Below are 25135 nucleotides of genomic sequence, written 5' to 3'. Positions count from 1 at the left end.
CAACGCAACTTTAAGTATAATGATTCCAATTTTTAGGACAGGGTGCAGCAATTGGAAATAGTTACCAAAACCGCTAAATTCACAAATCCTTTATATCTTGAAAGCGGACGTATATTAGAGCCTTACGAGATTATCTATGAAACATACGGAGAACTCAACGAAGACAGATCCAATGTTATCGTCATTTGCCATGCGCTAAGTGGTTCGCACCATGCAGCGGGCAGATATGAGGGAGACAGGAAGCCTGGTTGGTGGGATGGACTCATAGGGGATGGAAAAGCGATTGATACCAAAAAATGGTTTGTCATATGTACCAACACCATCGGAAGCTGCTTTGGCTCCACCGGTCCAATGAGCCCGATGTATCCAAGCGATGAACCGTATCGGTTCAAGTTTCCGGTCATCACCATCAAGGATATGGTCAAAGCCCAAAAGATTCTTTTTGCAAAACTTGGAATCGACAGAGTCCATGCCGTCGTAGGCGGCAGTATGGGTGGGATGCAGGCTCTACGTTTTGCCGTAGATTTTCCGGGATTTGCCAAAAAGATCGTTGCACTTGCTGCTACATATGCTACAAGACCTTGGGTGATTGCCTTTAACGAGATTGCAAAAGAGGCGATTATCAAAGACCCTGATTTCAAAAACGGCAACTACGATGCGAATGATTTGAAAGAAAAAGGGCTCACTGGACTTGCGGTTGGCCGAATGGCTGGGCATATCAGTTTTTTGAGCCACTATTCGATGGATAGAAAATTTGGACGAGACTACGTGCCAAACGAGGGACTGTATGAGCTGTTCGGTCATTTTCAAGTGGAGCGCTACCTTGAATATAACGGATACAACTTCAGTAAATGGTTTGATCCTTTGAGTTATCTATATATCACAAAAGCGATCAATCTTTTTGATCTCTCAACAGGCTATGAGAGTCTGGAAGAGGCTTTGATGCGAGTCAAATCGAAGCTCTATTTGATCGGATTTGAAAAGGATATGCTCTTTTTACCCGAAGAGATGGAGTATATCGATCAAAAAATGCGACAGATTGGAAAAGAAGATCTCAGCGAATATTATGAAGTCAAAAGTGATTATGGACATGACGCTTTTTTGGTAGAATTAGATAAGTTTAACGAATATATCAATGATGTGATAGAGGATAGAAGATGAGTGAAAGTTTTGAAGAGAAACTCAAAAAAGCGAAAATAATTTTAGATGAGTTGATGAAGCAAGATATCCCTTTGGCTAAAAGTGTGGAGTTGTATAAAGAGGGGATGAAATTGCTTCAAGATGCCCAGAAACTTTTGGAAGAAGCAAAAGTTCAGATCGAAATTATTCAGCAAGAAGAGCGTCAATGAAGATTGCGGCTTTGCAGATAGCCTCTGTTGGTATGAGCCCAAACAGACTTGATTATTATATGCGTATCGCAAAAGAGAACGGGGTTCGTCTTTTTGCATTGCCTGAATATGCTCTTAATCCCTTTTTCCATGAGTTGCGCTCTATTCCCAAATCAATGATCCAGCAGCAGTCAAAAACCCAGCTGGAACATCTCAAACAGTTTGCCAAAACGTATGATATGACGATCGTAGCTCCCATCGTACGTGTAGATAGAGAAGGTATAAAAAAGAGTGTTGCTATTGTGCGTCCAGAGCGTATACACTACTATGACCAGCAGATTTTGATCAATTATCCCCACTGGAACGAAGAGACTTTTTTTGCAAATGAAAAAGAGATCCTTCAAAGCACTCCTGTCATACGCATCAATGAGATAAAGATAGCTGTATTGTCTGGATTCGAAGTTCATTTTGATAGATTTTGGCAAGAGTTTCTAAAAAGAAGAGTGGATGTAGTGATAGTTCCTTCTGTCTCTACCTTCGAGTCAAAAGAGCGCTGGAACAATCTTCTTAAAATGCGGGCCTTTACCAATCACTGTTATGTGATTCGTGTCAATAGAATCGGTGAATATAAAGATGAAAAGAACAATCGTTGGCGATTTTATGGTGGAAGCGTTAGTTTTGATCCAGAAGGAAACCTTTCAGTGGAACTAGGAGAGAATGAGGAACTTCTTATAGAAGATATCGAAAAGCCAAAAATCAAAGAGGCGAGAAAAATGTGGGGATTTCGATCTGCACTACAAAAGAGGAGCGCGTTATGATGGACTATTTTGCAAGACAGGTGAAGCTTTGGGGAGAAGAGAGACAAAAGCTACTGCAAAAAAAGAGTGTGGCGATTATCGGATGCGGTGGTCTTGGAAGCAGTCTTGCACTGGCACTGGGGGCAACGGGCATAGGCAAAATCTATCTTGTAGATTTTGATCACGTCAGTGTGCATAATATCCACAGGCAGATTACCTTTAAAGTGCAAGATGAGGGGAAAAACAAAGCGGAAGTGAATGCTTGCGTCATCGAAGATCGATGTCCCTATGTTGAGGTGGAAAGCTTTGTGGAGAGTTTTGATGAATTTGCAAAGCGCGATATTCAAGTTGATCTCATTCTTGACGCTACGGACAACCTTCCGGTACGTGCAAAAATCGACGAGTACGCAAAAGCAACACATACCCCTTGGGTCTATGCTAGTGTAGAAGAGTTTCACGGGCAAGTCTGTTTTATGGACAAAACAAGTTTTACAACCTTTACCATTACAGATAGAAAGCCTGGAGGGATCGCAGCGCCTATCGTGATGCATGTGGCAAGCCTTGAAGCAAATCTTGCTTTACGGTATTTAGCCGAGTTACCGGTGAAAAAGGATCTTTTATACTATCTTTTCTTTGATGAAGAGGGGGAGTATCATGTGCAACATTTTAAAATGCCAACGGAAGGTTCATAATGCAGTTTGAAAAATATCCTTTTGAAAAATTGAATGAACTTTTAGAAGGCATCCAGCCAAATGAGAAGTTTGCATCTTTGACGCTAACCATTGGCGAACCACAGTTTGAAACGCCAAAATGTATCCAAGATGAATTTTGCAACAAGGCCCATTTATTCAACAAATATCCAAAAACAGCGGGCGAAGAGGAGCTTCATGAGGCGGTGCGAGGATTTGTGCAAAAGAGATTCAATATCTCTTTAAAGCCAGAGCAGCTGATACTCACTTTTGGGACACGAGAGGTTCTGTTTAATTTTCCTCAGTTTCTGCTTGCTACAAAAGAGGCTCCTGTCATGGCGTTTACCAATCCTTTCTATCAGATCTATGAAGGAGCGGCGATTGCTAGTGGAGCAAAAGTGTTCTATCTTGATTTGACCGAGCAAAATGGCTTCAAACCCCAAATCGATGAGCGTTTGAGACTAGCTGATCTTGTGATCATCAACTCGCCGAACAATCCTACCGCTGCTGTGATGGATATGGAGGAGTTGAAGCGTTGGGTGGAAGCAGCTTTGGAGTATGATTTTGTCTTGATCAATGATGAGTGCTATAGCGAAATCTACACCGATGTGCCGCCACCATCTCTTTTAGAGGCAAGCCTGGCGGTAGGCAATGAGAGTTTTGAAAACATTTTGGTTGTAAACTCCATCTCTAAACGAAGTAGTGCTCCTGGGCTTCGAAGCGGATTTATTGCCGGAGATGAGAAAATTTTACAAGGCTACAAAAGATACAGAACCTATGTAGGGTGTGCTTCGCCTTTGCCACTGCAAAAGGCGGCAGTAAAGGCCTGGAGCGATGAAGCGCATGTGGTGCATTTTCGAGATGCATACAGGAAAAATTTCAAGCTGGCCAAAGAGATATTAGGCATAGATGCTCCAGAAGCGACTTTTTATCTTTGGTTGAAGGTCGAAGATGATCTGGAATTTACAAAAAAAGCGTACAAAGAGTACAATATCAAAGTCCTTCCAGGATCATTTTTGGGAAGAAACGGTATCGGAAAGGGATATGTTCGTATAGCGCTTGTGTATGATGAAGCAAAAACAAAAGAGGCTTTGGATAGGTTGAAAGCATGCTTGCAAAACGATTAAAGCACTACTTTTATGAAGCCGATATCCATATAGACAAAATTCAGAGGGCAAAAAAAGTTTTAGAACCTGTAATGCCTTTAAAGAGTTTGAAACTTGAGGAAAAATATCTTGACAAATTGGATATCTTAGCTTTTCGTTTTGCCAAATTACAAGATCTTTTGGGAGAAAAGATTTTTCGAAATATCCTGGAATATAGTGGATATCCCGTTGATGGAAAAAGGTTTGTTGAGATTTTAGCCGAATTGGAAAAAGAGAAATTTTTGGATGTTGATAGTTGGATAGAATTGAGAAAATATCGAAATTTTTTGGCCCATGAGTATCCTCATGAAGAGGAATTGCGTATAGAAGCGATTAATTTTATTTTCGAAAACAGTGACTATTTGATAGAAATAACAAAAAAGTTGGAAAAATACTATCATGAGATTGAAAGCTCAGGAAATTAACACAATTCAAAAAGTTGTCAACCAGATTTTTGGAGAAACGCAAATATATCTGTTTGGAAGTAGATTAGACGATATGAAAAGGGGAGGAGATATCGACATTTTTGTTATTCCGAAAAAGAGAGACAAACTTTTATCAAAAAAGGTAAAAGCGGAGTTCATTTTGGAAGAAAAACTGATGAAACCTGTTGATATCGTTATCCATACAGATTTTCAAAGGCCCATTGAACAGGAAGCCTTGAAGGGAATAGAACTGAACAAAGGAAGTGAATGGACGCGAACCTCACACGACTAAAAACTGATAAAGAGTTTTTGGAAAATCTTGAAAAAGAGAGACAAAAAGCGCTTAAAGAGCATGACATTGTAAAACTGTACGATGTTCTTGATACGATGCTGGCTCTGGATATGGAGGATGAAAAGATTGATGAGCTGTATCAGGAGATTTTGCGAACGGCATTTGACGATCTTGCACAGATGCTCAGTGTAGGAGAGAGATTCGATTTTACAAAAGAGCATGATGTCTACAATGCAAGAGCTATTTATGAACATGCGTTGGAACGTTGGGACAGTAAGGACTATAAAGGAGCGAATGAACTCTTTTTGGTGTTAAGTTATATCATGCCGGACAAATATCAAAAAGCGATGCTTTTGCCCCTTGGTTTGACTGCTCAAAAGGAGTCTTTGGATAGATTTATAACAGAGTTTGTAGATCAAGCAAGAGTCGATGAAGAGAGTTTCTTTTTCGATGCATTTACGAAAAATGCAGAAGAGTTTTTGGCTCGTCACAGTGACTTGATCGAAGAAGAGCTCAAAAAAATTGAAAAGTTGGCGCAAAGATGAAGATCCATTTCATAGGAATCGGAGGAATAGGTCTCAGCGGCCTTGCCAGGTTTTTGCAATACGAAGGATATCGTGTGAGCGGTTCAGATATGAGTGAGACACCTTTGGTGCAAAAGCTTCGAGAAGAAGGGATCACAGTCGATGTCCCGCAAAAAAGGGAGAATATCACTTCCGATATTGATGTCGTGATCTACAGTGCAGCGGTGAAAAGCAAAAATCCCGAACTTCAAGCTGCCAAATCTTTGGGCATCAAAACGATTCCAAGACGTGAAGCTTTGCCGATTGTGCTTGGAGGCAAAAAAGTGTATGCCGTTGCAGGCGCGCACGGCAAAAGTACCACTAGCGCTATTTTAGCTTCTATCTTGAATGAAGCAAGCGCCATTATCGGAGCTGAGAGCAAAGAGTTTGGCTCCAATGTCCGATATACTGGAAGTGAGACGGTGGTATTTGAAGCTGATGAGAGTGATGCCAGCTTTTTGAACTCCAACCCATATTGTGCCATTGTGACGAATGCAGAACCTGAACATATGGAGTATTACAATCACGATTTGGAGCTGTTTTATGATGCGTACCGATCCTTTTTGAAGCAGGCAAAGGTGCGAGTGATTAATGCTGAAGATCCCTTCCTCGCTTCACTTGATCTAGAAGCGATCAGGCTCTATCCAAGCCAGGATATCAAGAATATAACCCACTTTTTAAAAGATGACGAACCCCATATCCGGTTTGAACTGCGAGATTTTGGTGCATTTGAAGTGTGGGGATTTGGAAAGCATATAGCGATCGATGCAAGTTTGGCCATCTTGGCTGCCATGCGAGAGCTGGGACTCGATGAGATCAAAAAAAATCTTCAAAACTACAAAGGTATCAAAAAACGATTTGATATCGTTGAAAAAAGAGAGGATCTTATCGTTATCGACGATTATGCGCACCATCCGACAGAGATCAAAGCGACACTGGCTTCTTTGTTGGAGTATGCAAGACTCAAGAACATCAAAGATATTACGATCATTTGGCAGCCCCATAAATATTCACGGGTTTTGGACAACCTTGAAGAGTTTGTGCGTTGTTTTCATAAAGGGGCGAAGCTAGTGATTTTGCCTGTATGGAGTGCAGGAGAGGATCCCGTGGAGATCGATTTTGAAAATCTTTTCAAAGAGTACGCGCCGCTGTTTGCCGATAGAATCAAAAAAGATGGAAAAAGTGTTTGGTTGATCAAAGACAAAAAGGCATTAGAGTCGATTGAAAAGGGATTGGTCATTGGATTTGGAGCGGGCGATATCACCTATCAGTTAAGAGGATTGAGATGAGGCTTAAACCGGAAGAGATCGCAGCGATCAAAGAGGCTATCCATGCTTTTGATCCGGATGCAAAGATCTATCTTTTTGGCAGCAGAACAGACGATACCAAAAAGGGAGGAGACATCGATCTTTTGATAGAGAGTACTGTGATCGATTTTGCTCACATTATCAAAATAAAAACAAATCTCTTTTTGAGTTTGGGTGACAGAACCGTTGATATCGTTTTGAAAAAAGATACTCCTTTTGTACACCATATTCAAAAAGAGGCTATAAAATTATGAAAGATCTCCTTTGCGAGCACTACAAAAATCTTGTACAAAGTATACAATGGCTGGAAAAATCTTTTCGACGCTGTCAAGGAATTGTTCCCGATAGCGAAGAGAATATCGAAAAACTAGAGACATTTGCCGCAAGATTTTCAAGAAGTGTTGATATTTTGATCAACAAATTTTTACGAAGTCTTGATCTTGCCGAATTGGAATCAGTTGAAAGAAGGCTCGATTCTGTTATACGAGCAGAAAAACGAGGTTTTGTAGAAAATTATGAAGAGCTTATTGAATTGAAAAACTTGAGAAATGAACTTGCTCATGAATATTTGGAAGAGCTTTTTTTACAAAAGATTACACTAGTAGAAGAGTACTCAAAAAAGCTTTTTGTCATTGTACAAAGAATCGATCACTATATGAAAAATTCAAACTTTTGTGAGTAGTGATGGCGTTACTCTATTTTTTACTCTTTTTACTGCTCATTTTTGCTATTATTGCAGCGGTGATCTATTTTTTTGGGACATTCACTTCCCGTATAAAATATGTTTTGCTTTTTGCTTTGCTTGTTGGATGGATCGCAATAGCAGGATATAGCTACTATCAACATAAAAAGAGGATCTTCCGGGACCAGATTTATTATGAGTATCTTCATGGCAAAACGTTACATTGCCGAGATACATTTGGTATACAGCGAAAAGTCAATAAAAAGAGCTTCAATTTTATCAGTGGAACGCTTGTTTTCATGGGAAAAGAGGGGACGCAGTATGAAGGGCTTGTTGTCCCGATAGATAGTTGCAAGGTTGATGGGAAGTAGAGCAAAGCCGTTTGTAAAATGGGCTGGTGGCAAAAAAACGATTGCCAAAAAACTTGCACAAATGGTTCCTATCGATTTTTGTGAGTACCATGAGCCCTTTTTAGGAGGAGGGGCACTCTTTTTTGAGTTATACAACCAAGGCATTCTTGAAGGGAAAAGAGTCTTTTTAAGCGATCAAAACAGTGAACTGGTCAATGCATTTCAAGTTGTTCAAAAAGGGATCGATCCTCTTATCGATACATTAAAAGATTTTTCGAAAATGCACAACGAAGCTTTTTATTATGAGATCCGGTCATGGGATCGATCGGCAGATTTTTTTTCTATCGATCCAGTAATGCGAGCTGTCCGTTTTATCTATCTCAATAAAACCTGCTACAACGGGCTTTATCGAGTCAATAGCAAAGGATTTTTCAATGTTCCTATGGGAAAACACAGCAATCCAAATATCTGTGATGAAAAGACGCTTCATTGTGCCCATGAGGCTTTGCAGGGTGTTGTGATTGAGTGTTGTGACTTTACAAAGGCTTTAGAAAAAGTTGGGTCTAACAGCTTTGTCTATCTTGATCCTCCCTACCTTTCACAAGGCCATAATGCCGGATTTGCCTCCTATACCAAACAGCTTTTTTTGTATGAAAGTCATCAAAAACTGGCACATATCTGTCAAACACTGGATTCCAAAAATGTTTACTGGATGCAAAGTAACATTGCTCATCCCAAGATTATCTCTCTCTATGAAAAATATGGTATAACGATGATTGAAAAATCACATATCATCAACGCCAATGCAAAAAAAAGAGAGAAAATTCAAGAAATTGTGATAACAAACTACAAGGAAAAAGCGTGGATTTAGAAAAGAAGCTCGATCTTACAGATTTTTTGGATCAATTGCGAGACTTTTTTGCAAGGCCAAAACCTCTATCTATGGAGGGTGATGTCCATATCCATTATGAATTTTTGATGCAGCTGTGCTCTTATACATTCAAAGAGCCTCCAAAAGTGCAAGTTCTCGATGATGCACTGATGAGGTTGAAAAAACAGGGGGTTTTAACACTATCTGAAATTTTTGAGTTTGTCAAAATCGTACGCTATTTTACGTATCTCAAATCTTTGGAGTTTGAAGGAAGTTTAGGAGCGTGGCTGCAAAGCATAGAGATTCCTGAACAGATTGATGAGATTACAAACTATTTTGATGAAAAAGGAAACATAAAAAGTGAAATTGATGAGCGACTTGTGGTTTTAGATAATGCTTTATCCCACACCAAAACCCAGATTAGGCAAAAACTGCAAGCTTTGATCAACGCCAAAAAACTGCAAAGCTATTTGGTGGACAGACAGATCCATTTTGTAGGTGGCGAAGAGGCTCTACTTGTTCGAGGAGGATTCAACCATGTCCTCAAAGCCACTGTCATTGGCAGAAGCAGCGGCGGATTTTTCTACGTCTTGCCTCAAGAAATCAAAGAGCTCAAATCCAAAGAAGCCGATCTTCTGAGCCAGATGGAGGAGATCCACTATGAGATTAAAAAAAGTATCAGTGCTTTGTTTAATAAACATCTCAAATTTTTACAATTTATCAACCGGGCATTTGATAGGTTCGATCACTATCAAGCCAGAGTTCGTTTCGCTAAGGCCAAAAATCTTCATATTATCCTTCCAAAAAGCGATAACAAGATCATCTTAAAAAGCTTTGCCCATCCTGCCATAGAGCATCCAAAACCTGTAGACCTTGTGTTTGACAAAAAGGTGCTTATCGTCACGGGTGTCAATGCGGGTGGAAAAACGATGCTTTTAAAATCGATCCTCGCTTCAGCCTATATGGCCAAATATTTGATACCTATGCAGTGTGATCCAAAAAGCCATATCGGCAGATTCAAAGAGATCGTACCAATCATCGAAGATCCTCAAAATGTCAAAAACGATATCTCCACATTTGCCGGAAGAATGCTTGAGTTTTCAAGGCTATTTTCAAAAAATCATCTTTTGGTAGGCGTGGATGAGATAGAGCTTGGAACAGACAGTGACGAAGCGGCGACACTGTTTAAAGTGATTATCGAAGAGCTGATGAAAAAAGATATCAAAATAGCCATCACTACCCACCATAAACGGCTTGCCTCCTTGATGGCAGCACATGAAGATGTGGAATTGGTGGCTGCGATGTATGATGAAGAAAAAGGAGTACCTACGTATGAGTTTTTGCAAGGAATCATCGGCAAAAGCTATGCTTTCGAGACGGCAAGACGATACGGTATTCCTCTAGGTATCGTCCAAAGGGCGAAAAAAGAGTATGGGGAAGATCAGGAAAAACTGAGTGAACTGATCGAGCGGGGCAGTGAACTTGAACGTGCTTTGAAAGAGAAAAATCAAAAACTCGACCTCGAACTCTCACGTGTTACACGAGAGAGGATGCTTTTGCAAGAAGAGCGTGAAAAATTTCATGAGATGCTCAAAAACGAAAAAAGAAAACTTGAACAGATCTATCAAGAGGCGGTGAGTGAGGCAAAAAAAGCCCTCAGAGCAAAAGAGGAAAAAGAGCTGCACAGGCACCTTACAAAGGCTGCTCAAATTGCTAAATCAGCTAAACTTAAAGAAAAAGAGCCAGAAGAGTTGAAAGTAGGTGATAGTGTAAAGTATAGAAAAACAAAAGGTGTGATTCTCTCTATCCGGGGAAAAGAGGCAATGATCGAAGCTGATGGGATGAAACTAAGAGTTCCTCTCAGCGAACTGAAACGATCATCTGCGCCACAAAAGAAAAAGAGCACTTCAAAAGTTCGTGTAAATAAACCAAAAGCACTTTCTGTGAAACTGGATCTGCATGGTTTAAGGGTTGAAGAGGCTTTGGAAAAAACGGACAAATTTCTCAGTGATGCTTTGCTTGCCGGGTTTGATGAGGTACTGATCTATCATGGAGTAGGAAGCGGAAAACTGGCCCGTGCGGTAAGAGAGTTTTTGAAAAAACATCCAAGAGTTGTAAGCTATGAAGACGCTCCACCTCAAATGGGAGGATTTGGAGCAACTGTTGTGAAGTTATAATACAATATCATTTAAAAAAGGCATTGATGAATGACTCTTTGCATCATTGACCTCGGCTACTTTGGTTTACCAATAGTTGTAGAGTTTGGCAAAAGGTATGAGACGATCAGATTTGATATAAGCGTTAAATGATTTAAATAATGAATAATGTCTTTATAAAAAGTCTTTATAAAAATTAGGATTATCGGTAATTAAGACTATGACAAAAAAGAAAAAAATTTTAGTGGTTTTCGGCACACGCCCAGAGGCCATAAAAATGGCACCTGTGGTAAAAGCTTTGCAAAGCCAAAAGAGTTTTACTACAAAAGTTTGCGTCACAGCACAGCACCGCCAAATGCTCGATCAAGTACTTAAACTCTTTGAAATAGCACCAGAATATGATCTTAATATTATGAAGAGTGGACAAGATCTCTATGATGTTACATCAAATGTGCTTTTTGGTTTAAAGAATGTACTTAGTGACTTTCAACCAGATATTGTTTTAGTACATGGAGATACAACAACAACATTTGCAGCGAGCCTTGCAGCATTCTATCAAAAAATAAGAGTTGGGCATGTAGAAGCAGGTCTGAGGACATATAATCTCTACACTCCCTGGCCAGAAGAGGCAAATAGAGAGCTTACAGGAGTACTGGCTACCTATCACTTTGCACCAACAAAGAGTGCTAAAGAAAATCTCATAAGAGAAAATAGAGATCCAAAAAGTATTATAGTAACTGGTAATACTGTGATTGATGCACTATTTTTGGTACTTAAAAAAATAGAAAATGATAAAAATCTTCAAAATAAAATCATCGATGCTATTAATAGACAATACAAATTGCAAGATAATAAAAAGATCATTCTTGTTACAGGACATAGAAGAGAAAATTTTGGAGAGGGATTTAAAAATATTTGTGAAGCTTTAAAAACTATTGCTCTGCAAAATCCAGATGTCGATATAGTCTATCCTGTTCACCTCAATCCAAATGTACAAAAACCAGTAAAAGAGATACTCTCTAATACCCCAAATATCCATCTCATTGAGCCACTAACTTATGAAGAGTTTGTCTATTTTATGGATAGATCATACTTTATCATTACAGATAGTGGAGGAATACAAGAAGAGGCTCCATCTCTTGGAAAACCAGTGCTAGTTATGCGTGAGACAACAGAGAGACCAGAAGCTGTAGCAGCGGGAACTGTGAAACTAGTGGGAACTGATAAAGAAAAGATAGTCAAAGAGGCACAAAAGCTCATAGAAAAGAAACAAGAATATGAAAAAATGGCAAAGGCTCACAATCCTTATGGAGATGGAGGAGCAAGTGAGAGAATCAAGGAGTTTTTGATTGAAGCAGAAATTGTATAAAATTTATGGATTTTTACATACCTTAAAATATCCAGATATTTTAAAAGCTTCTATAAAATCTTTGTTTGATGAAACTGTTTTTGATAATGCAACCCATCTCAAAATAGCTGCTGATTGGCTACTTTTTATGCAAAATGAAGATAGCGGATATAGTAGGAAATTTTCATTTTTAAGTGGAAGAGATAAGAGCTATATTGAAACCACGGGGTATATCATACCATCGATGTGGAGAGTTGGGGAGTATGTAAAAGAAGATAGCTATATAAAATCTGCTAAAAAAGCAGGAGAGTGGTTGTTAAAAGTACAAAACGAAGATGGAAGTTTTAGTGAAATTGATTATAACAAACCTTTTGCTTTTGATACTGGTCAATGTTTAATAGGGCTTAATTTTTTGTATGAAAAAACAAAAGATTCTCAATATTTTGAAGCAGCGAAAAAAGCAGCATACTGGCTAGCGAATAACCAAGAAGCCGATGGCAGATGGGAAAGAGTTGCTTACAACAAACAGCCTCATACCTACTATTCACGTGTAGCTGCTGCGATGTATATGTATGGAAATTTAGCAAATGATGAGGAGATTAAAAAAGCAGCTTTAAAAAATATTGAGTGGGTTTTAAGTAGACAGGATAAAAACGGTTTTTTTCAACTTTCTTCTTTTTTAGAGGGTGTACCACCTTTTTTGCATACTCTCATTTATGTTTTAGAAGGGTTGCTAGATATTTATGCAATAAATAGAGATAAAAAGATTTTAGAAGCAGTTTTGAAAAATGCGAATCGATTCAAAGAGATTAATCTCCATCGAGATTTGATATTATGTTCTCAATATGATAGTAATTTCACTTGTGTAAACAAAGAAAGATGTGTGACAGGTCTTGCTCAATGGGCTGGAGTCGCTATGAGGCTTTTTAAAATAACTAATGATGAGGATTATAAAAAGTGCGCGATCAATACTCTTTTTTATCTTAAAGCAAAGCAGCTTAAAAGCTCAATTATGCAAGGCGGATTTAGTGCTTCTATTCCTTTTTGGGGAAAATACGGGGGCTTTGATTTTGTCAATTGGACGAATAAGTTTTTTATAGATGCTTTGTTGGAATATGAAAATTTAAGTAGAGAAATTGAACAAGAAAATTTTGTAAAAACTGCTTTCAATATTTCCTCTGATGTAGTAACGAATAATTTATCTTATATGGATAAAGAGTATATCAAAAGATTAAAGAATATTTTGCCAAAAGATAAAAAGGTAAAAGTGCTTGATGTTGGATGTGGGAAGGGAGTGATTATAAATGAATTAAGAAAAGGGTTTAAAAATATTGAGTTTTTTGGAATAGACCCTATCTTTGAAGAAAAATATATTTTAAAAGGTAGTGTCTATAATATTCCATTTAAAGAAAATTTTTTTGATATGGTTATGGCTTTTGAAGTATTACAACATACTTATATTGATAGTGCTTTAAAAGAGATTAAAAGAGTATTAAAAAATAATGGTGAGATAATTATAGGAGAAAGAAATCCTTATTCTATTTTAGGAATATTAAAGCCTATTTTGGAATTCAAAGGCAAATGGATGTATTCTTTTGATTCTCCTTTTAGAGAAAAATGGTATAGTAAAAATGAGTGGGAAAAAATTTTAAAAGAAAATGGATTTAAAGTAGAAAATATTGAAGTTATTGAAGGAAATGGAAAGAGATTTGTAAATAGATATTATTGTATAAGAGGGATAGTTTTATGAAACGGGTGATAACATATGGAACATTTGATATGTTTCATATAGGTCATTTAAATCTATTAAAAAGAGCTAAAGCTTTAGGGGATGAGCTATATGTTGGAGTATCAACAGATGAGTTTAATAAATTAAAAAATAAAGATATCTTTATTCCATATGAGGATAGAGCAGAAATTGTTAAAAGTATTAAATATGTCGATTTTATATTTCCTGAGATTAGTTGGGAGCAAAAAATTGAAGATATAAAAAAATATAATATTGATATTTTTGTGATGGGAAGTGATTGGAAAGGGAAATTTGATTATTTACAGCAATATTGTCAGGTAATATATTTAGACAGAACAGATAATATTTCAACAACTCTATTAAAAGATAGGTTGAAAAAATATTTAGATATTAATGTAGAAAATTTGAAAAAACTTCAATGTGAAGTTGAAAAACTTATAAAGCATTTTGAATGATAATTAAGTATACAGATATCTTATCATATTATGTTTATCAAAAATTAGCGTATCAATTGACATTATTCATATCAAAAACTAAAATAACTCCAAATCAAATAACGATAGTAAGTTTATTACTAGGTATATTTGCTGCAATATCTTTTTATTATGAGTGTAAACTTTTATCATTTTTATTGTTGCATCTATCTTTTTTATTCGATTGTGTAGATGGACAGCTAGCCCGTGCTACAAAGCAATTTTCTAAAAAAGGTACTTTTTTAGATAATATCTCTGATAGAATTGTAGAAAATGGAATACTGTTAGTATTTGTTTATAAATATAATCTTTCTCCAGGTAGTTTATTAATATTTTTAAATATGTTGTATTCATATATTCAAGATATTTTAATTTATTCTCAGGTGCAATTTGAAAAATTGAGTAAAAGGGAAAAAATTGTATTTTCACCTATCTATTTTTTGAATAGGAGTTTTGTTATTTTATTTTTAAGTATGAGTCTGTTTTATTCAAAAATATTACTGTTTCTGTTGTTTTTATATGCATTTGGGATAGTTTTCTATTTTTATAGGATATTTAAATGGTGATAGAGAAAAAACATATTGAGCAAGTCTTTAAACAGCGTAACTGGTGGGATTTGATAATAAATTTGAAAATATCATCAATTATTACTCAATACCTTGCTAATAAGACAACAATTACTCCAAATCAAGTAACTTTATTGAGTTTTATAGTAGCTATTTTTGCAGGAGTTGCTTTTTGGAAAGAGTATTATATTTTAGGTGCTTTTTTATATCAATTTAGCTATATTTTAGATATAGTAGATGGTGCATTGGCAAGAGTTACGCATCAAACATCAAAATTCGGTGCTTTTTTTGATGTTTTTACAGATTGGATAAAAGCTCCCATTTTATATGTGGTTTTGTTTCTTAAATTTAATCAAGTTTACTTGTTGATTGTGCTTCTATTGCTACTATTTTTTAATTGCTTGGTAAATAAATATAACGATATGCTCTATTATCAAGGAAGTAAAAGTATTACAAAAGATTTAGAAAATGCTCATGAGAAAAATTTGCTAAAAAGATATCTTCTTTTTATGAAAGAAAAACACATACAGCCATTTCCATCTACAATTGAAGTAGAAGCACTGCTATTATTTTTCTATCCAATATTTCAACATGTGATTTTTGTTTATATGGCTTTTGCAATTTTGATTTTCCAATTTGTTCTTAAGTTTTATGCGATAATCAAAAAAATACAATGAAAAAACTTTTACTCTCTTCATCTTTTATCACTGTTTTAGTTATGGGTATAAATTTTTTATTTAAGATATATCTCTCTTATAAAATATCAAAACATGAGTTAGGTCTATTTTATACTTTTATGGATCTCATTGCTATTGGGGTAATGGCTTTTAGTGGATTTAAAGATAGTCTAGTTAAAACTTTCGATGAAGAATATTTCAGAGGTGTTGTTTATTGGTATTTAATCTCTTTTTGGGGACTTTTTATTATAGTTTGTTGTTTTGAGGTTGTTTATTATACATACTTTTTTGAATATAAAATATTTCCTCTTTATTATTTAATAATTATGCTATTTGCAAATGGTTTGGCGATATTTTTTTCCTATTTCAATGCTTCTTGGAAGCAGTATAGGGTTATGCTATTTGAAAATCTATTTATGGTATTGGGACTGGTTGGATCTTTTTTTATTTTCAACTTTTTTTTAGATGATTTACGTAGTCTCTTTATTGCATTTGTTTTTTCCTATCTTATAAAAGTTATTTTTATAAATAAATTTTCTCAATTTCAATTTAATTATGAAAAAATTGCCTTATATAAAGTAAGATATTTTTTCAAAAACAATATCTTAACGGCATTGATGTACTTTTTTAGTGGATTGGGAATAAGCCTGGCATCACTAATCATTATCAAACTTTTCCATGATATAGATTTTTTATCAGAATATCAAGTTGTCATTAGAAGTATCTTCTTTTCACTGGTTGCTATATTTGTTTTTCCCCTCAACAGTTTTACGTTTCCTGAGATATCCAGGCTTGTTGCTCAAGGTATGAGAAAAGAGATCAAAAGAATTGATAAAAAATTGATTGTTTATTTGAGCATCTTTTTTCTTGTAATTGTAGTAAGTCTTCCTCTTACACCATATATGGTACAATATATTTTTCCAAAAGAGTATGAAAAGAGTTACAAAATGCTAAATCTTCTTTTACCTACCCTTCCTTTTTTAGCATATACGACCTTTTCATTAAATATCCTTAAAGGATTTAATAGATTCGACTTGGCATTGAAAGTAAGAGTTTTTGGTTTTTTACTTTTTTTGTCTGTAGTAGGGCTGTTTTGTATATTACATTTTGATGCGAAAAGTGTGATTTACAGTTTTATTATAAGTTTTTTGGGAATGTTTTTATTAGCACTCAAATACAAAAAAAGACTGCTCGATGAAAATACTTTTTATCCCCCACGTACCAAATAAAAAAGTCATCAATAGGGTGTATGAATTGGCAAAAAATAGTAGAGGAATTGTTTTAGATTGGCATATAGACAATAGCTCTTTAAAAGATAAGATATTTTCCCAAATAAGTACACTTTTAAACACTATATCTTTAACAGATAGTAAACTTTCTATGCCACTTCTTTTTAAACCAGATTCTTTGGCCTCAAAAATCAACACTTTGTTGTTAAATAAAGTGATCAAAAAATATAATATAGATGTTGTGGTTAATGCCAATGCCCTTTTATTTGATGTGCAAAATATTGAAGTTCCTGTAATTTATGATCTGGTCGATGATCATTTAACCCAAAATATTTCTATTGGTTTGACTGAGACAAGAGTCAAAAAGATTGAAAAAGATATAAAGTACGCAAAAGGTGTTGTGTGTGTTACCGAAGCTATAGAAGAGAAAGTAAAGAAAATTCATTCAAAAACAATAACAATCGACAATGGCGTTTATATAGAAAAGTTTGAAAAAGCACGATCCTTAAAAAAAAAGTTTGGACTCGAAAACAAAAAAGTTTTTGGCTATATAGGAGGTGTCGAAGAGTGGACCGGGATAGAAAAAGCGTGTGAAGCGTATATACAAATAAAAAATTCTCAAACAGCAATGATGGTAGTTGGTGATTCCAAAAGTGGTTTTTTCCAAAATATTAAAAAAAAATTTCAAAACGATATTATTTTTACCGAAACTATTGCTCCAGATGAAGTAGCAAACTACTTTAAAACTTTGGATATTGGTTTGATTCCATTTGAGCTCAACGATTTTACAAATAATGCCTTTCCTATCAAAGCATTGGAATATGGATTAGGTGGAGCGCAAGTCATTGCGACTCCTCTAAAAGTTTTAGAGCAAAAAAGACTTCCTTACATTCAATTTTGTCCAATAGAAGATTTTCCCAATTGGATGCAAAAAATTGAGAAAAAAGAGTTCTCTTATGATTTTACTCCCTATAGTTGGCAAAATCAGGCACAAAAACTTGTACGATTTATCAAGGATGTTTTGTGAAGCGGGTAATAATTTTTCATAACGGCGGTATTGGTGATACCATTATGGCTACGCCTATGATGCAGATGCTTTATGATAATGGTTATACCATTGATCTTTTATTGCACTCTTCGCTTAATAAAACAATCATTACTGGACTCAATATATTTGAAAATATTTATGTAATTGATAAAAAGAGTCATTTATTCTTTTTTGCGTTAAGAAATTTTAAAAAATATGACTATCTCATAGGGACTGTAGGAGCAGATGTCAAAAAACTTCAAAAGCTTTCACTTTTGATAGGTGCAAAAAAGTGGTTTGGCAAATATAATGAAAAAAATCGACATAGAATCGATGAAAATATAGATGTTGTTAGAGATTTACTTCAAAAAAATCAAATCAAAAGAGATCCTTATGTCTATTTGCAAGAAAATGAGAAAATAATCGAAAAATATATTGAAAAATATAGAAAAAATATAGGTTTTGCAATAGGAAGTGGAAAGAATCAGAAATTTAAAAGATGGGACATTGAAAACTATAAAAAGTTATTTGAAAAGTATCAAGATGAAAATATCTTGGTCTTTATCGGCCCAGACGAGACAGATTTAAAAAAGCAGTTAAAAGAGTGTAAAAATATTACAGTTGTTGATGAATCTTTAATCAATACCATAGCGATAATCAACCATCTGGATCTTCTTGTGGGAAATGACAATGGATTGATGCATATCGGATATGCATTGAAAAAAAAGACGTTGACTCTTTATGGGATGACCAATAGATTGGAAATTGGCGGTTACGATGAGAGGATCAACCACTCTATCGATTTAGAGCTTCCTTGCCGAGAGAGTGGATGTTTTGATTCAAAGATTTGGGGAATTCGGTGTATTAAAGCCTCTTTTGAGTGTCTTGATAAGATCACTCCAAAAATGGTCGAGAATAAAATAGAAGCTATTTTAAAGGAAAATGTGTGAGTGATATCTCTGTGATCATTCCTATATTCAACGAAGAAAAATATATCGCTAAATGTCTGGATTCCATTATCGAGCAAGAGTATCCCAAGGAGAAAATGGAAGTTTTACTCATCGATGGCGGAAGCAGCGATAAGACGATCGATATCATCAAACAATATCAAGAAAAATATCCATTTTTTAGACTTTTGCACAATTCCAAAAAAATTGTCCCAACTGCTATGAACATAGGCATAAAAAATGCAAAAGGAGAGTATATTATCCGACTTGATGCACACTCTTCTTATCCAAAAGATTACTTACGAAAACTCATCTACTGGCATAAAAAATTAGGTGCGGACAATGTTGGCGGGATAGTCGTCACCAAAGTCAAAAACAAAACAAAAACATCCAACGCCATAAAAAATGTCTTAAGCGACAGACTTGGTGTAGGAAGCACCTTTCGAAGCGGAGTGGATGCAATTAAAGAAGTAGATACTGTTCCCTTTGGGTGTTATAAAAAAGAGATTTTCAATAAAATTGGACTTTATGATGAGCGTCTTGTGCGCAATCAAGATATAGAGCTTAACAAGCGACTCAAAAAAATGGGTGGTAAAATCTATTTAATTCCTGATATAAAGGCCACCTATTATGCGAGGGAGACTTTTAAAGATTTGGCCAAAAACAGTTTTGAGAATGGAAAATGGAATATTTTAACGGCATATTACACAAAAACGCTCTCCTCTTTATCTTTGCGCCACTTTATCCCTCTTCTTTTTGTTTTGGCGTTACTTATGAGTGCGGTTTTGAGCTTTTTTTTCTCATGGTTGGGCTATCTATTTTTATTTTTACTCGCTTTTTATTTGACTATAATTACACTACGAAGTTTGCAAATCAAAAAAGATACCTCGCTTTTGCATCAGGTGCTAGCTTTTTTGGTGCTGCATTTTAGTTATGGATTTGGAAGTTTGGCGGGATTGTTGGATGTTTTGGAAATGAACATAAAAGGACAAAAATGAGTAGAGAAAAAAAGAGCCTGTGGACACTATTAGTTGTTGTTGTAGCTTACCTCTTTTCTTACGTGTTGCATCTCTACTGGATTGGATGGGCAAGCCACAATCCCGAATTTTTTTGGAACGGCCAGTTGATGATCAACAACGTGGATGGATACTTTTTTGGAAGCGGAACGCAAAAGATTTTGTACCACATACATCTAGACAATCCAAGACTTCTTGACGTATGGCGTTACGGCACGGCGGTTATTACCGCCTATATCGTCAAACTCTTGCCAATTTCACTCGATACGGCGATGCTCTATCTGCCTCCTGTCATCAGTTCCCTTGTGGTCATACCTGTTATTTTGATAAGCAGGCTCTACGGCAATCTTTTATGGGGATTTTTGAGTGCACTCATCGCTTCGATTGGCTGGAGTTACTACAATCGGACACTGGCCGGATACTATGATACCGATATGTTTAGTGCAATGCTGCCTATGTTTATTCTCTTCTTTTTACTCGCAGCTATAAAATATCGATCTCTACACTACATTTTAGCAGCCTCTTTGACCGTTATTCTCTATCCCTGGCTTTATGATCAAGGGCTTTCCATCGTTTATGCGATGGGCATCATGATGTTTTTATATCTAGCTTTTTTATATCGTAACGAGAAGTTTACTTATCAAGCAATCATCATTTTCTCTTTTGCCCTAATGCCTATCTTTTGGGTACTCAAACTTTTGCTTGTGCTCATTCTTTGGTATCTGCTCAAAACCTATGAGACGGAGCTTAGAAAACTCCAAATAGCTGCTGGTGTGAGTGTTTTGGCCTTTTTGCTGTTGGGAAACGTTTTTGGAATTATTTTACATAAAGTCTTCTCTTATACCTCCAAAACGGAGCAAGTGGCAGGTCTTCATTTTCTCAATGTCAATGAAACGGTAAGAGAAGCAGGAAGGATCCCTTTTGAATTGGTTGCTAATAGGATCGTTGGCTCTCTTTTAGGACTTGTGCTTGCCGTTGTCGGATATATTTTACTGCTTATACGCAATAAAGAGTTTATTATTGCGCTTCCTTTGTGGGGAATCGGCTTTTTTGCCTATTTTGGAGGGCTTCGTTTTACCGTTTACGCTGTACCGATTGCTGCACTGAGTGCGGTCTATCTCTTTTTTTGGTTGGCTAAGCGTTTCGAGGCCCAAAAGGCCCGTTTGGCTATCGTGAGCTTAGGCACCCTCTTTATCCTAGCACCCAATATCAGCCATATTACGGGATGTTGCGAAAAGGTAAGCTGGCTTGATAGCATCAAAGGGTTTTATCCACTCAAAAGCTATCCCTATTTGACGCCAACAACATTTTTAAATAGTGAAGTAGCATTGCTTAATGAATTCAACAAAAAAAGTTCTTCCAAAGATTATGCGATCACCTGGTGGGATTATGGGTATCCTATCTGGTACTACGGGGATGTCAATACCCTCATTGATGGGGGAAAACACAACGAAGACAACTTTTTGGTCTCCAAGATTTTGACCACCTCCAATCAGCGGCTTGCTGCCAATTTGGCCAAACTCTCCATCAAAGTCTATACCGATACCAATAAAACGGTTGCGCCACAACTTTTTATTAAAAATGGAAAAGCTATAAATGTAGATGAATTTTTTACCAAAATTTCTTCTAAAGAGTATAAAGCACCAAATTTAAAAAGAAACGTTTATTTGATTTTACCTCATAGGATGTTTGATATTTTCCCGACAGTTGCATATTTTTCCCAACGCAATCTTAATACTGGAGAGCTTTATCCAAGACATTTCTTTTACAAAAACAGGATCGTCCAAAGAGGAAATAGGCTCTATATAGGGCGTTTTATCGTAGATCTTAAAAGGGCACTTATACTTATTGGTAATCAGCAAGTTCCTGTCAAGAGTGTTTATATTGTAGGTATTGATAAAGAAGGAAAAAGTCATTATAAAGAACAACAGATTAGAGAGAGAGGAGTTAATCTTATTATCAATAGAAGTTTTGGTGAAGCAATATTAGCCGATGACTATTATCTAAAATCTATCTTTTTTCAATTATATCTTTTCGATAAGTATAATCCTAAGCTTTTTGAGCCTGTTGTCATGAGTCCTTGGATGAAAATATATAAAATCAAATGAGTCCAAAACAAAAAAAAATAAAAAGAGCTTTTGATGTGATAGGAGCCTCTATAGGGCTCCTTATAATGTGGCCAATTATTCTTATTGCTTGGCTGATAGCCTCTATCGAAACAAAAAGTAATGGATTTTTTTTACAAAAAAGGGTAGGTGAAGGGGGAAAGCTTTTTACTATTATCAAAATTAAAACTATGTATCCATATATGAAAGGCTCTAGTGTAACTACTGCAAAAGATAAACGCATCACAAAAAGTGGGAGATTTTTTCGTCGGTATAAAATAGATGAGCTTCCTCAGCTTATTAATATCCTTAAAGGGGATATGAGTTTTGTAGGGCCAAGACCGGATGTGCCGGGATATATGGATAGGCTTGAAGGTGAAGATAAAGTACTTCTTTCTATGAAACCTGGCATGACTGGCCCAGCTACATTAAAATATAGAAATGAAGAAGAAATTTTAGCTAATGTTGATGATCCACAAAAGTATAATGATGAAGTGATTTGGCCTGATAAGGTGCGTATTAATAAAGAGTATTTGCAAAATTGGTCGCTGAAAAAAGATATTGAATATATTTTACAAACATTTAAAGGAAACAGGTGATTTATCTTTCCCCTCCTCATATGAGCGGAAAAGAGCTTGAATATGTAAAAGAGGCTTTTAAAAGCAATTATATAGCTCCTATTGGAGAATTTATTGATCGGTTTGAAACATCTATAAAAAGTTTTACAGGTGCAAAAAGTGCAGTTGCTTTATGTAATGCAACAAGTGCTTTGCATTTGGCTTTAAAAGTTTTAGGGATACAAAATTCAAAAGTAGCAGTCTCAACATTTACGTTTATTGGCTCAGTTAATCCTCTTCTTTATGAAAGTAATAAGCCAATTTTTATCGATGTGGATGAGTATTGGCATATGGATGTAGAACTTTTAGAAAGAGCAATTAGAGAAAATGATATAAAAGTAGTAATTTTACCTCATATTTATGGTCAAGTAGCCGATATTGAGCCAATTTTAGAGCTTTGTCAAAAAAATGGTATTCATTTAATAGAAGATTCGGCTGAGAGTTTGGGAGCTTTTTATAAAGGCAAGCATGCTGGAACTTTTGGAGTTTTTGGGATATTTAGTTTTAATGGAAATAAGCTTTTAACAACTGGTGGAGGAGGGGTTTTAGTAAGCAATGATGAAGAACTTATAAAAAAAGCAAAATTCCTTGCAACTCAGGCAAAAGAGCCAGAATTTATTGAATATGTCCACAAAGAAGTTGGTTATAACTATCGAATGAGCAATATTTTAGCCGCAATTGGTGTAGGACAGATGGAGGTTATTGAAGAAAGAGTAGCTAAAAAAAGAGAGATTTTTAACTGGTATAAAGAGTTTTTGGATGAAGAGTTTATGCCTGAACTTCCTTATACAAGAGGAACAAGATGGCTTACGACTGTTATTTTTAAAAACAAAAATCCATGGCAAGTGATGAAAAAGTTACAACAATACAATATTGAAAGTCGTCCACTTTGGAACCCTATGCATTTACAGCCTTTATTTAGTGGAGCCAAAAGTTATCTCAATGGAAGAAGTGAAGAGCTTTTTAAAAAGGGTTTATGTTTGCCTAGTGGAACGACACTTACGAAGGATCTAGTAAAGGAGATTTGTGAAATTATCAAATCTTCTTAGACCTACAAATTTTAAAAGAGCTTTATTCTTTTTAATTGGGGATATTGTAATATCTTTTTTAACACTTTTTATATCATATCTATTACGATTTAATTTTTCAATTCCAAATGCATATTTGAATAATTTTTTTGATATTGCTTTTGTTTTGATACTTTTCAAGATAATTTTTTATTTTTATTTTAAATTTTATTTTATTAGTTGGCGATTTTTTTCTTTAAAAGAGCTCAAATCTCTTGTCATTGCTACAACACTTGCGTATATAGCTGCAGGAAGTATACTTTTATTTTTTAGAGATTTTTTTATTCCATATCCAAGAAGCGTCATTATTATAGATTATTTTTTGTCTATACTTTTTATTGGATTTTTTAGAGTATCGAAGAGATTAGTTTTAGAAAAAATTTCAACAGATAAAACACCTGCTATTATAATCGGAGCAAATGAAAAAGCAATTTCACTCTTTAAACAAAATATTCCATACTCAATTGTTGCAATTTATGATAATGAGCCACGTATAGTCGGAACATATCTATATGGTTACAAGATTAATCCTATAAAAACATTAGAAACTAATATTAAGACGGCAATTATAACCAAAGAATTATCACGAAAAGAACTCGATAAATTAGTTGAGTTTTTACAAACTAAAGGTATTAATAATATTAAAATCTATAATCCTTTTGAAAATAAGATAAAAGATGTTTCTATTGAAGATTTATTAGCTAGAAAACCAAAAGATTTGGATAAAAAAGCGATTGAAAGATTTGTTAAAAATAAAAAGATTTTAATTACAGGAGCGGGTGGGAGTATTGGAAGTGAATTGTGCAGGCAGTGTGAAAAATATGGGGCTAAAGAGTTGATTTTAGTTGATAGTTGTGAATATAACTTATATGCAATAAATGAAGAACTCAATATTTCTAGAAAGCCTTATCTTGTCAATGTAATAAATATAAAGATGCTTGAAGAAATATTTGCAAAAGAAAAACCTCAAATTGTAATACACGCAGCAGCTTATAAACATGTGCCATTATGTGAAATAAATCCAAAAAATGCTGTTATAAACAATATTTTAGGTACAAAAAATACGTTAGATTTAGCAATAAAATATGAAACACAAGATTTTATATTGATTTCTACCGATAAAGCAGTTCGTCCAACAAGTGTTATGGGAGCTACCAAAAGGGTATGTGAGCTTTATGCGCAAAATATTGATGCTAAAAATACAAAAGTTTGTGCTGTACGATTTGGTAATGTATTAGGCAGCAGTGGGAGTGTCGTACCTAAATTTAAAAAACTGATTGAACAAGACAAACCTTTACCAGTAACACATCCAGAAATTACGAGATATTTTATGCTTATACCAGAAGCATGTCAACTTGTATTGCAAGCTGGAAGTTTAGCTGAATGTGGAGAAATATTTATTTTAGATATGGGAGAACCTGTAAAGATAGTGGATTTAGCTAAAAAAATGCTCAAGCTTTATGGAAAGGATGAAAATGCTTTAGAATTTATTGGACTAAGACCCGGAGAAAAGCTATATGAGGAACTATTACTAGATGAGGCTCAGAAAGAGACCAAATATAAAGACATTTTTGTAGCAAAAACTACTTTTTATGATATTAATAAGTTGCATGATCAGATTAAAGAGTTACTGGAACTTTCTAATAAACAAGAAATCATAAAAAAATTAAAAGAGATAGTTCAAGAATTTAACCCAAAAGGGTAATTG

General features: G+C 35.3%; 27 protein-coding genes. All 27 read left to right on the top strand.

Annotation, left to right across the window (positions count from 1 at the left end; genetic code table 11):
- The first annotated feature begins 51 nt into the window (after positions 1–51).
- The 27 genes from JG735_RS06760 to JG735_RS06630 all read left to right on the top strand — a co-directional run bounded on the left by JG735_RS06760 (position 52) and on the right by JG735_RS06630 (position 25132).
- The gene (locus tag JG735_RS06760) at positions 52–1161 is read left to right on the top strand and encodes a homoserine O-acetyltransferase (protein WP_201334318.1); all 1110 of its coding nucleotides are present in this window, start codon (positions 52–54) and stop codon (positions 1159–1161) included.
- Positions 1158–1349, top strand: coding sequence for an exodeoxyribonuclease VII small subunit (gene xseB / locus JG735_RS06755; protein ID WP_201334317.1), 192 nt, complete (start codon positions 1158–1160; stop codon positions 1347–1349). Before JG735_RS06760 ends, xseB begins: the two co-directional genes overlap by 4 nt.
- Complete coding sequence (locus JG735_RS06750) at positions 1346–2146, top strand: carbon-nitrogen hydrolase family protein (RefSeq protein WP_201334316.1); 801 nt, start codon at positions 1346–1348, stop codon at positions 2144–2146. Before xseB ends, JG735_RS06750 begins: the two co-directional genes overlap by 4 nt.
- Complete coding sequence (locus JG735_RS06745) at positions 2143–2817, top strand: ThiF family adenylyltransferase (RefSeq protein WP_201334315.1); 675 nt, start codon at positions 2143–2145, stop codon at positions 2815–2817. Before JG735_RS06750 ends, JG735_RS06745 begins: the two co-directional genes overlap by 4 nt.
- Positions 2817–3941, top strand: coding sequence for a succinyldiaminopimelate transaminase (locus JG735_RS06740; protein WP_201334314.1), 1125 nt, complete (start codon positions 2817–2819; stop codon positions 3939–3941). Before JG735_RS06745 ends, JG735_RS06740 begins: the two co-directional genes overlap by 1 nt.
- A complete protein-coding gene (locus tag JG735_RS06735; RefSeq protein WP_201334313.1) occupies positions 3923–4384 on the top strand; it encodes a hypothetical protein in 462 nt (153 codons plus the stop codon). Before JG735_RS06740 ends, JG735_RS06735 begins: the two co-directional genes overlap by 19 nt.
- Positions 4359–4676 (top strand): nucleotidyltransferase family protein, encoded by a 318-nt coding sequence (locus JG735_RS06730; protein ID WP_201334312.1) that lies wholly within the window; start codon positions 4359–4361, stop codon positions 4674–4676. The genes JG735_RS06735 and JG735_RS06730 overlap by 26 nt, the downstream gene beginning before the upstream one ends.
- Positions 4652–5221, top strand: a complete 570-nt coding sequence (locus JG735_RS06725) for a hypothetical protein (protein ID WP_201334311.1) — start codon at positions 4652–4654, stop codon at positions 5219–5221. Before JG735_RS06730 ends, JG735_RS06725 begins: the two co-directional genes overlap by 25 nt.
- Positions 5218–6528, top strand: coding sequence for a UDP-N-acetylmuramate--L-alanine ligase (murC, locus tag JG735_RS06720; RefSeq protein WP_201334310.1), 1311 nt, complete (start codon positions 5218–5220; stop codon positions 6526–6528). The genes JG735_RS06725 and murC overlap by 4 nt, the downstream gene beginning before the upstream one ends.
- Positions 6525–6800 (top strand): nucleotidyltransferase family protein, encoded by a 276-nt coding sequence (locus JG735_RS06715; protein ID WP_201334309.1) that lies wholly within the window; start codon positions 6525–6527, stop codon positions 6798–6800. Before murC ends, JG735_RS06715 begins: the two co-directional genes overlap by 4 nt.
- On the top strand, positions 6797–7228 hold the full coding sequence (locus tag JG735_RS06710; RefSeq protein ID WP_201334308.1) for a hypothetical protein: 432 nt from the start codon (positions 6797–6799) through the stop codon (positions 7226–7228). Before JG735_RS06715 ends, JG735_RS06710 begins: the two co-directional genes overlap by 4 nt.
- A gap of 2 nt (positions 7229–7230) precedes the next feature.
- The gene (locus JG735_RS06705; RefSeq protein ID WP_201334307.1) at positions 7231–7599 is read left to right on the top strand and encodes a hypothetical protein; all 369 of its coding nucleotides are present in this window, start codon (positions 7231–7233) and stop codon (positions 7597–7599) included.
- Positions 7589–8449 carry a Dam family site-specific DNA-(adenine-N6)-methyltransferase gene (locus JG735_RS06700; RefSeq protein WP_201334306.1) on the top strand — a complete coding sequence of 287 codons (861 nt, stop codon included), beginning with the start codon at positions 7589–7591 and terminating at the stop codon, positions 8447–8449. Before JG735_RS06705 ends, JG735_RS06700 begins: the two co-directional genes overlap by 11 nt.
- A complete protein-coding gene (locus JG735_RS06695; protein WP_201334305.1) occupies positions 8440–10626 on the top strand; it encodes an endonuclease MutS2 in 2187 nt (728 codons plus the stop codon). The genes JG735_RS06700 and JG735_RS06695 overlap by 10 nt, the downstream gene beginning before the upstream one ends.
- Before the next feature lie 256 nt (positions 10627–10882).
- Positions 10883–11974: a non-hydrolyzing UDP-N-acetylglucosamine 2-epimerase gene (wecB, locus tag JG735_RS06690; protein ID WP_370583451.1), complete on the top strand. Its 1092-nt coding sequence runs from the start codon at positions 10883–10885 to the stop codon at positions 11972–11974.
- The gene (locus tag JG735_RS06685) at positions 11955–13703 is read left to right on the top strand and encodes a methyltransferase domain-containing protein (RefSeq protein ID WP_201334303.1); all 1749 of its coding nucleotides are present in this window, start codon (positions 11955–11957) and stop codon (positions 13701–13703) included. Before wecB ends, JG735_RS06685 begins: the two co-directional genes overlap by 20 nt.
- Positions 13700–14158 (top strand): adenylyltransferase/cytidyltransferase family protein, encoded by a 459-nt coding sequence (locus JG735_RS06680; protein ID WP_201334302.1) that lies wholly within the window; start codon positions 13700–13702, stop codon positions 14156–14158. Before JG735_RS06685 ends, JG735_RS06680 begins: the two co-directional genes overlap by 4 nt.
- Positions 14155–14742: a CDP-alcohol phosphatidyltransferase family protein gene (locus tag JG735_RS09945; RefSeq protein WP_201334301.1), complete on the top strand. Its 588-nt coding sequence runs from the start codon at positions 14155–14157 to the stop codon at positions 14740–14742. The genes JG735_RS06680 and JG735_RS09945 overlap by 4 nt, the downstream gene beginning before the upstream one ends.
- Complete coding sequence (locus tag JG735_RS06670; RefSeq protein ID WP_201334300.1) at positions 14736–15419, top strand: CDP-alcohol phosphatidyltransferase family protein; 684 nt, start codon at positions 14736–14738, stop codon at positions 15417–15419. Before JG735_RS09945 ends, JG735_RS06670 begins: the two co-directional genes overlap by 7 nt.
- Positions 15416–16648 (top strand): lipopolysaccharide biosynthesis protein, encoded by a 1233-nt coding sequence (locus JG735_RS06665; protein ID WP_201334299.1) that lies wholly within the window; start codon positions 15416–15418, stop codon positions 16646–16648. Before JG735_RS06670 ends, JG735_RS06665 begins: the two co-directional genes overlap by 4 nt.
- Entirely contained in the window at positions 16614–17675 is a 1062-nt protein-coding gene (locus JG735_RS06660) for a glycosyltransferase (protein ID WP_201334298.1), read from the top strand. The genes JG735_RS06665 and JG735_RS06660 overlap by 35 nt, the downstream gene beginning before the upstream one ends.
- Positions 17672–18625, top strand: a complete 954-nt coding sequence (locus tag JG735_RS06655; protein ID WP_201334297.1) for a glycosyltransferase family 9 protein — start codon at positions 17672–17674, stop codon at positions 18623–18625. The genes JG735_RS06660 and JG735_RS06655 overlap by 4 nt, the downstream gene beginning before the upstream one ends.
- The gene (locus JG735_RS06650) at positions 18622–19620 is read left to right on the top strand and encodes a glycosyltransferase family 2 protein (RefSeq protein WP_201334296.1); all 999 of its coding nucleotides are present in this window, start codon (positions 18622–18624) and stop codon (positions 19618–19620) included. Before JG735_RS06655 ends, JG735_RS06650 begins: the two co-directional genes overlap by 4 nt.
- Positions 19617–21746: an STT3 domain-containing protein gene (locus JG735_RS06645; protein ID WP_201334295.1), complete on the top strand. Its 2130-nt coding sequence runs from the start codon at positions 19617–19619 to the stop codon at positions 21744–21746. Before JG735_RS06650 ends, JG735_RS06645 begins: the two co-directional genes overlap by 4 nt.
- Entirely contained in the window at positions 21743–22342 is a 600-nt protein-coding gene (locus JG735_RS06640) for a sugar transferase (protein WP_201334294.1), read from the top strand. Before JG735_RS06645 ends, JG735_RS06640 begins: the two co-directional genes overlap by 4 nt.
- Complete coding sequence (locus JG735_RS06635; RefSeq protein ID WP_305080207.1) at positions 22339–23409, top strand: aminotransferase class V-fold PLP-dependent enzyme; 1071 nt, start codon at positions 22339–22341, stop codon at positions 23407–23409. The genes JG735_RS06640 and JG735_RS06635 overlap by 4 nt, the downstream gene beginning before the upstream one ends.
- Positions 23387–25132 (top strand): nucleoside-diphosphate sugar epimerase/dehydratase, encoded by a 1746-nt coding sequence (locus JG735_RS06630; RefSeq protein WP_201334293.1) that lies wholly within the window; start codon positions 23387–23389, stop codon positions 25130–25132. The genes JG735_RS06635 and JG735_RS06630 overlap by 23 nt, the downstream gene beginning before the upstream one ends.
- Positions 25133–25135: the final 3 nt, after the last annotated feature.

The sequence above is a fragment of the Nitratiruptor sp. YY08-10 genome, assembly GCF_016629565.1.
Lineage (GTDB): Bacteria > Campylobacterota > Campylobacteria > Campylobacterales > Nitratiruptoraceae > Nitratiruptor.
Note: the sequence above shows the minus strand (reverse complement) of the source record. Positions and strands in the feature narration are given on the sequence as shown.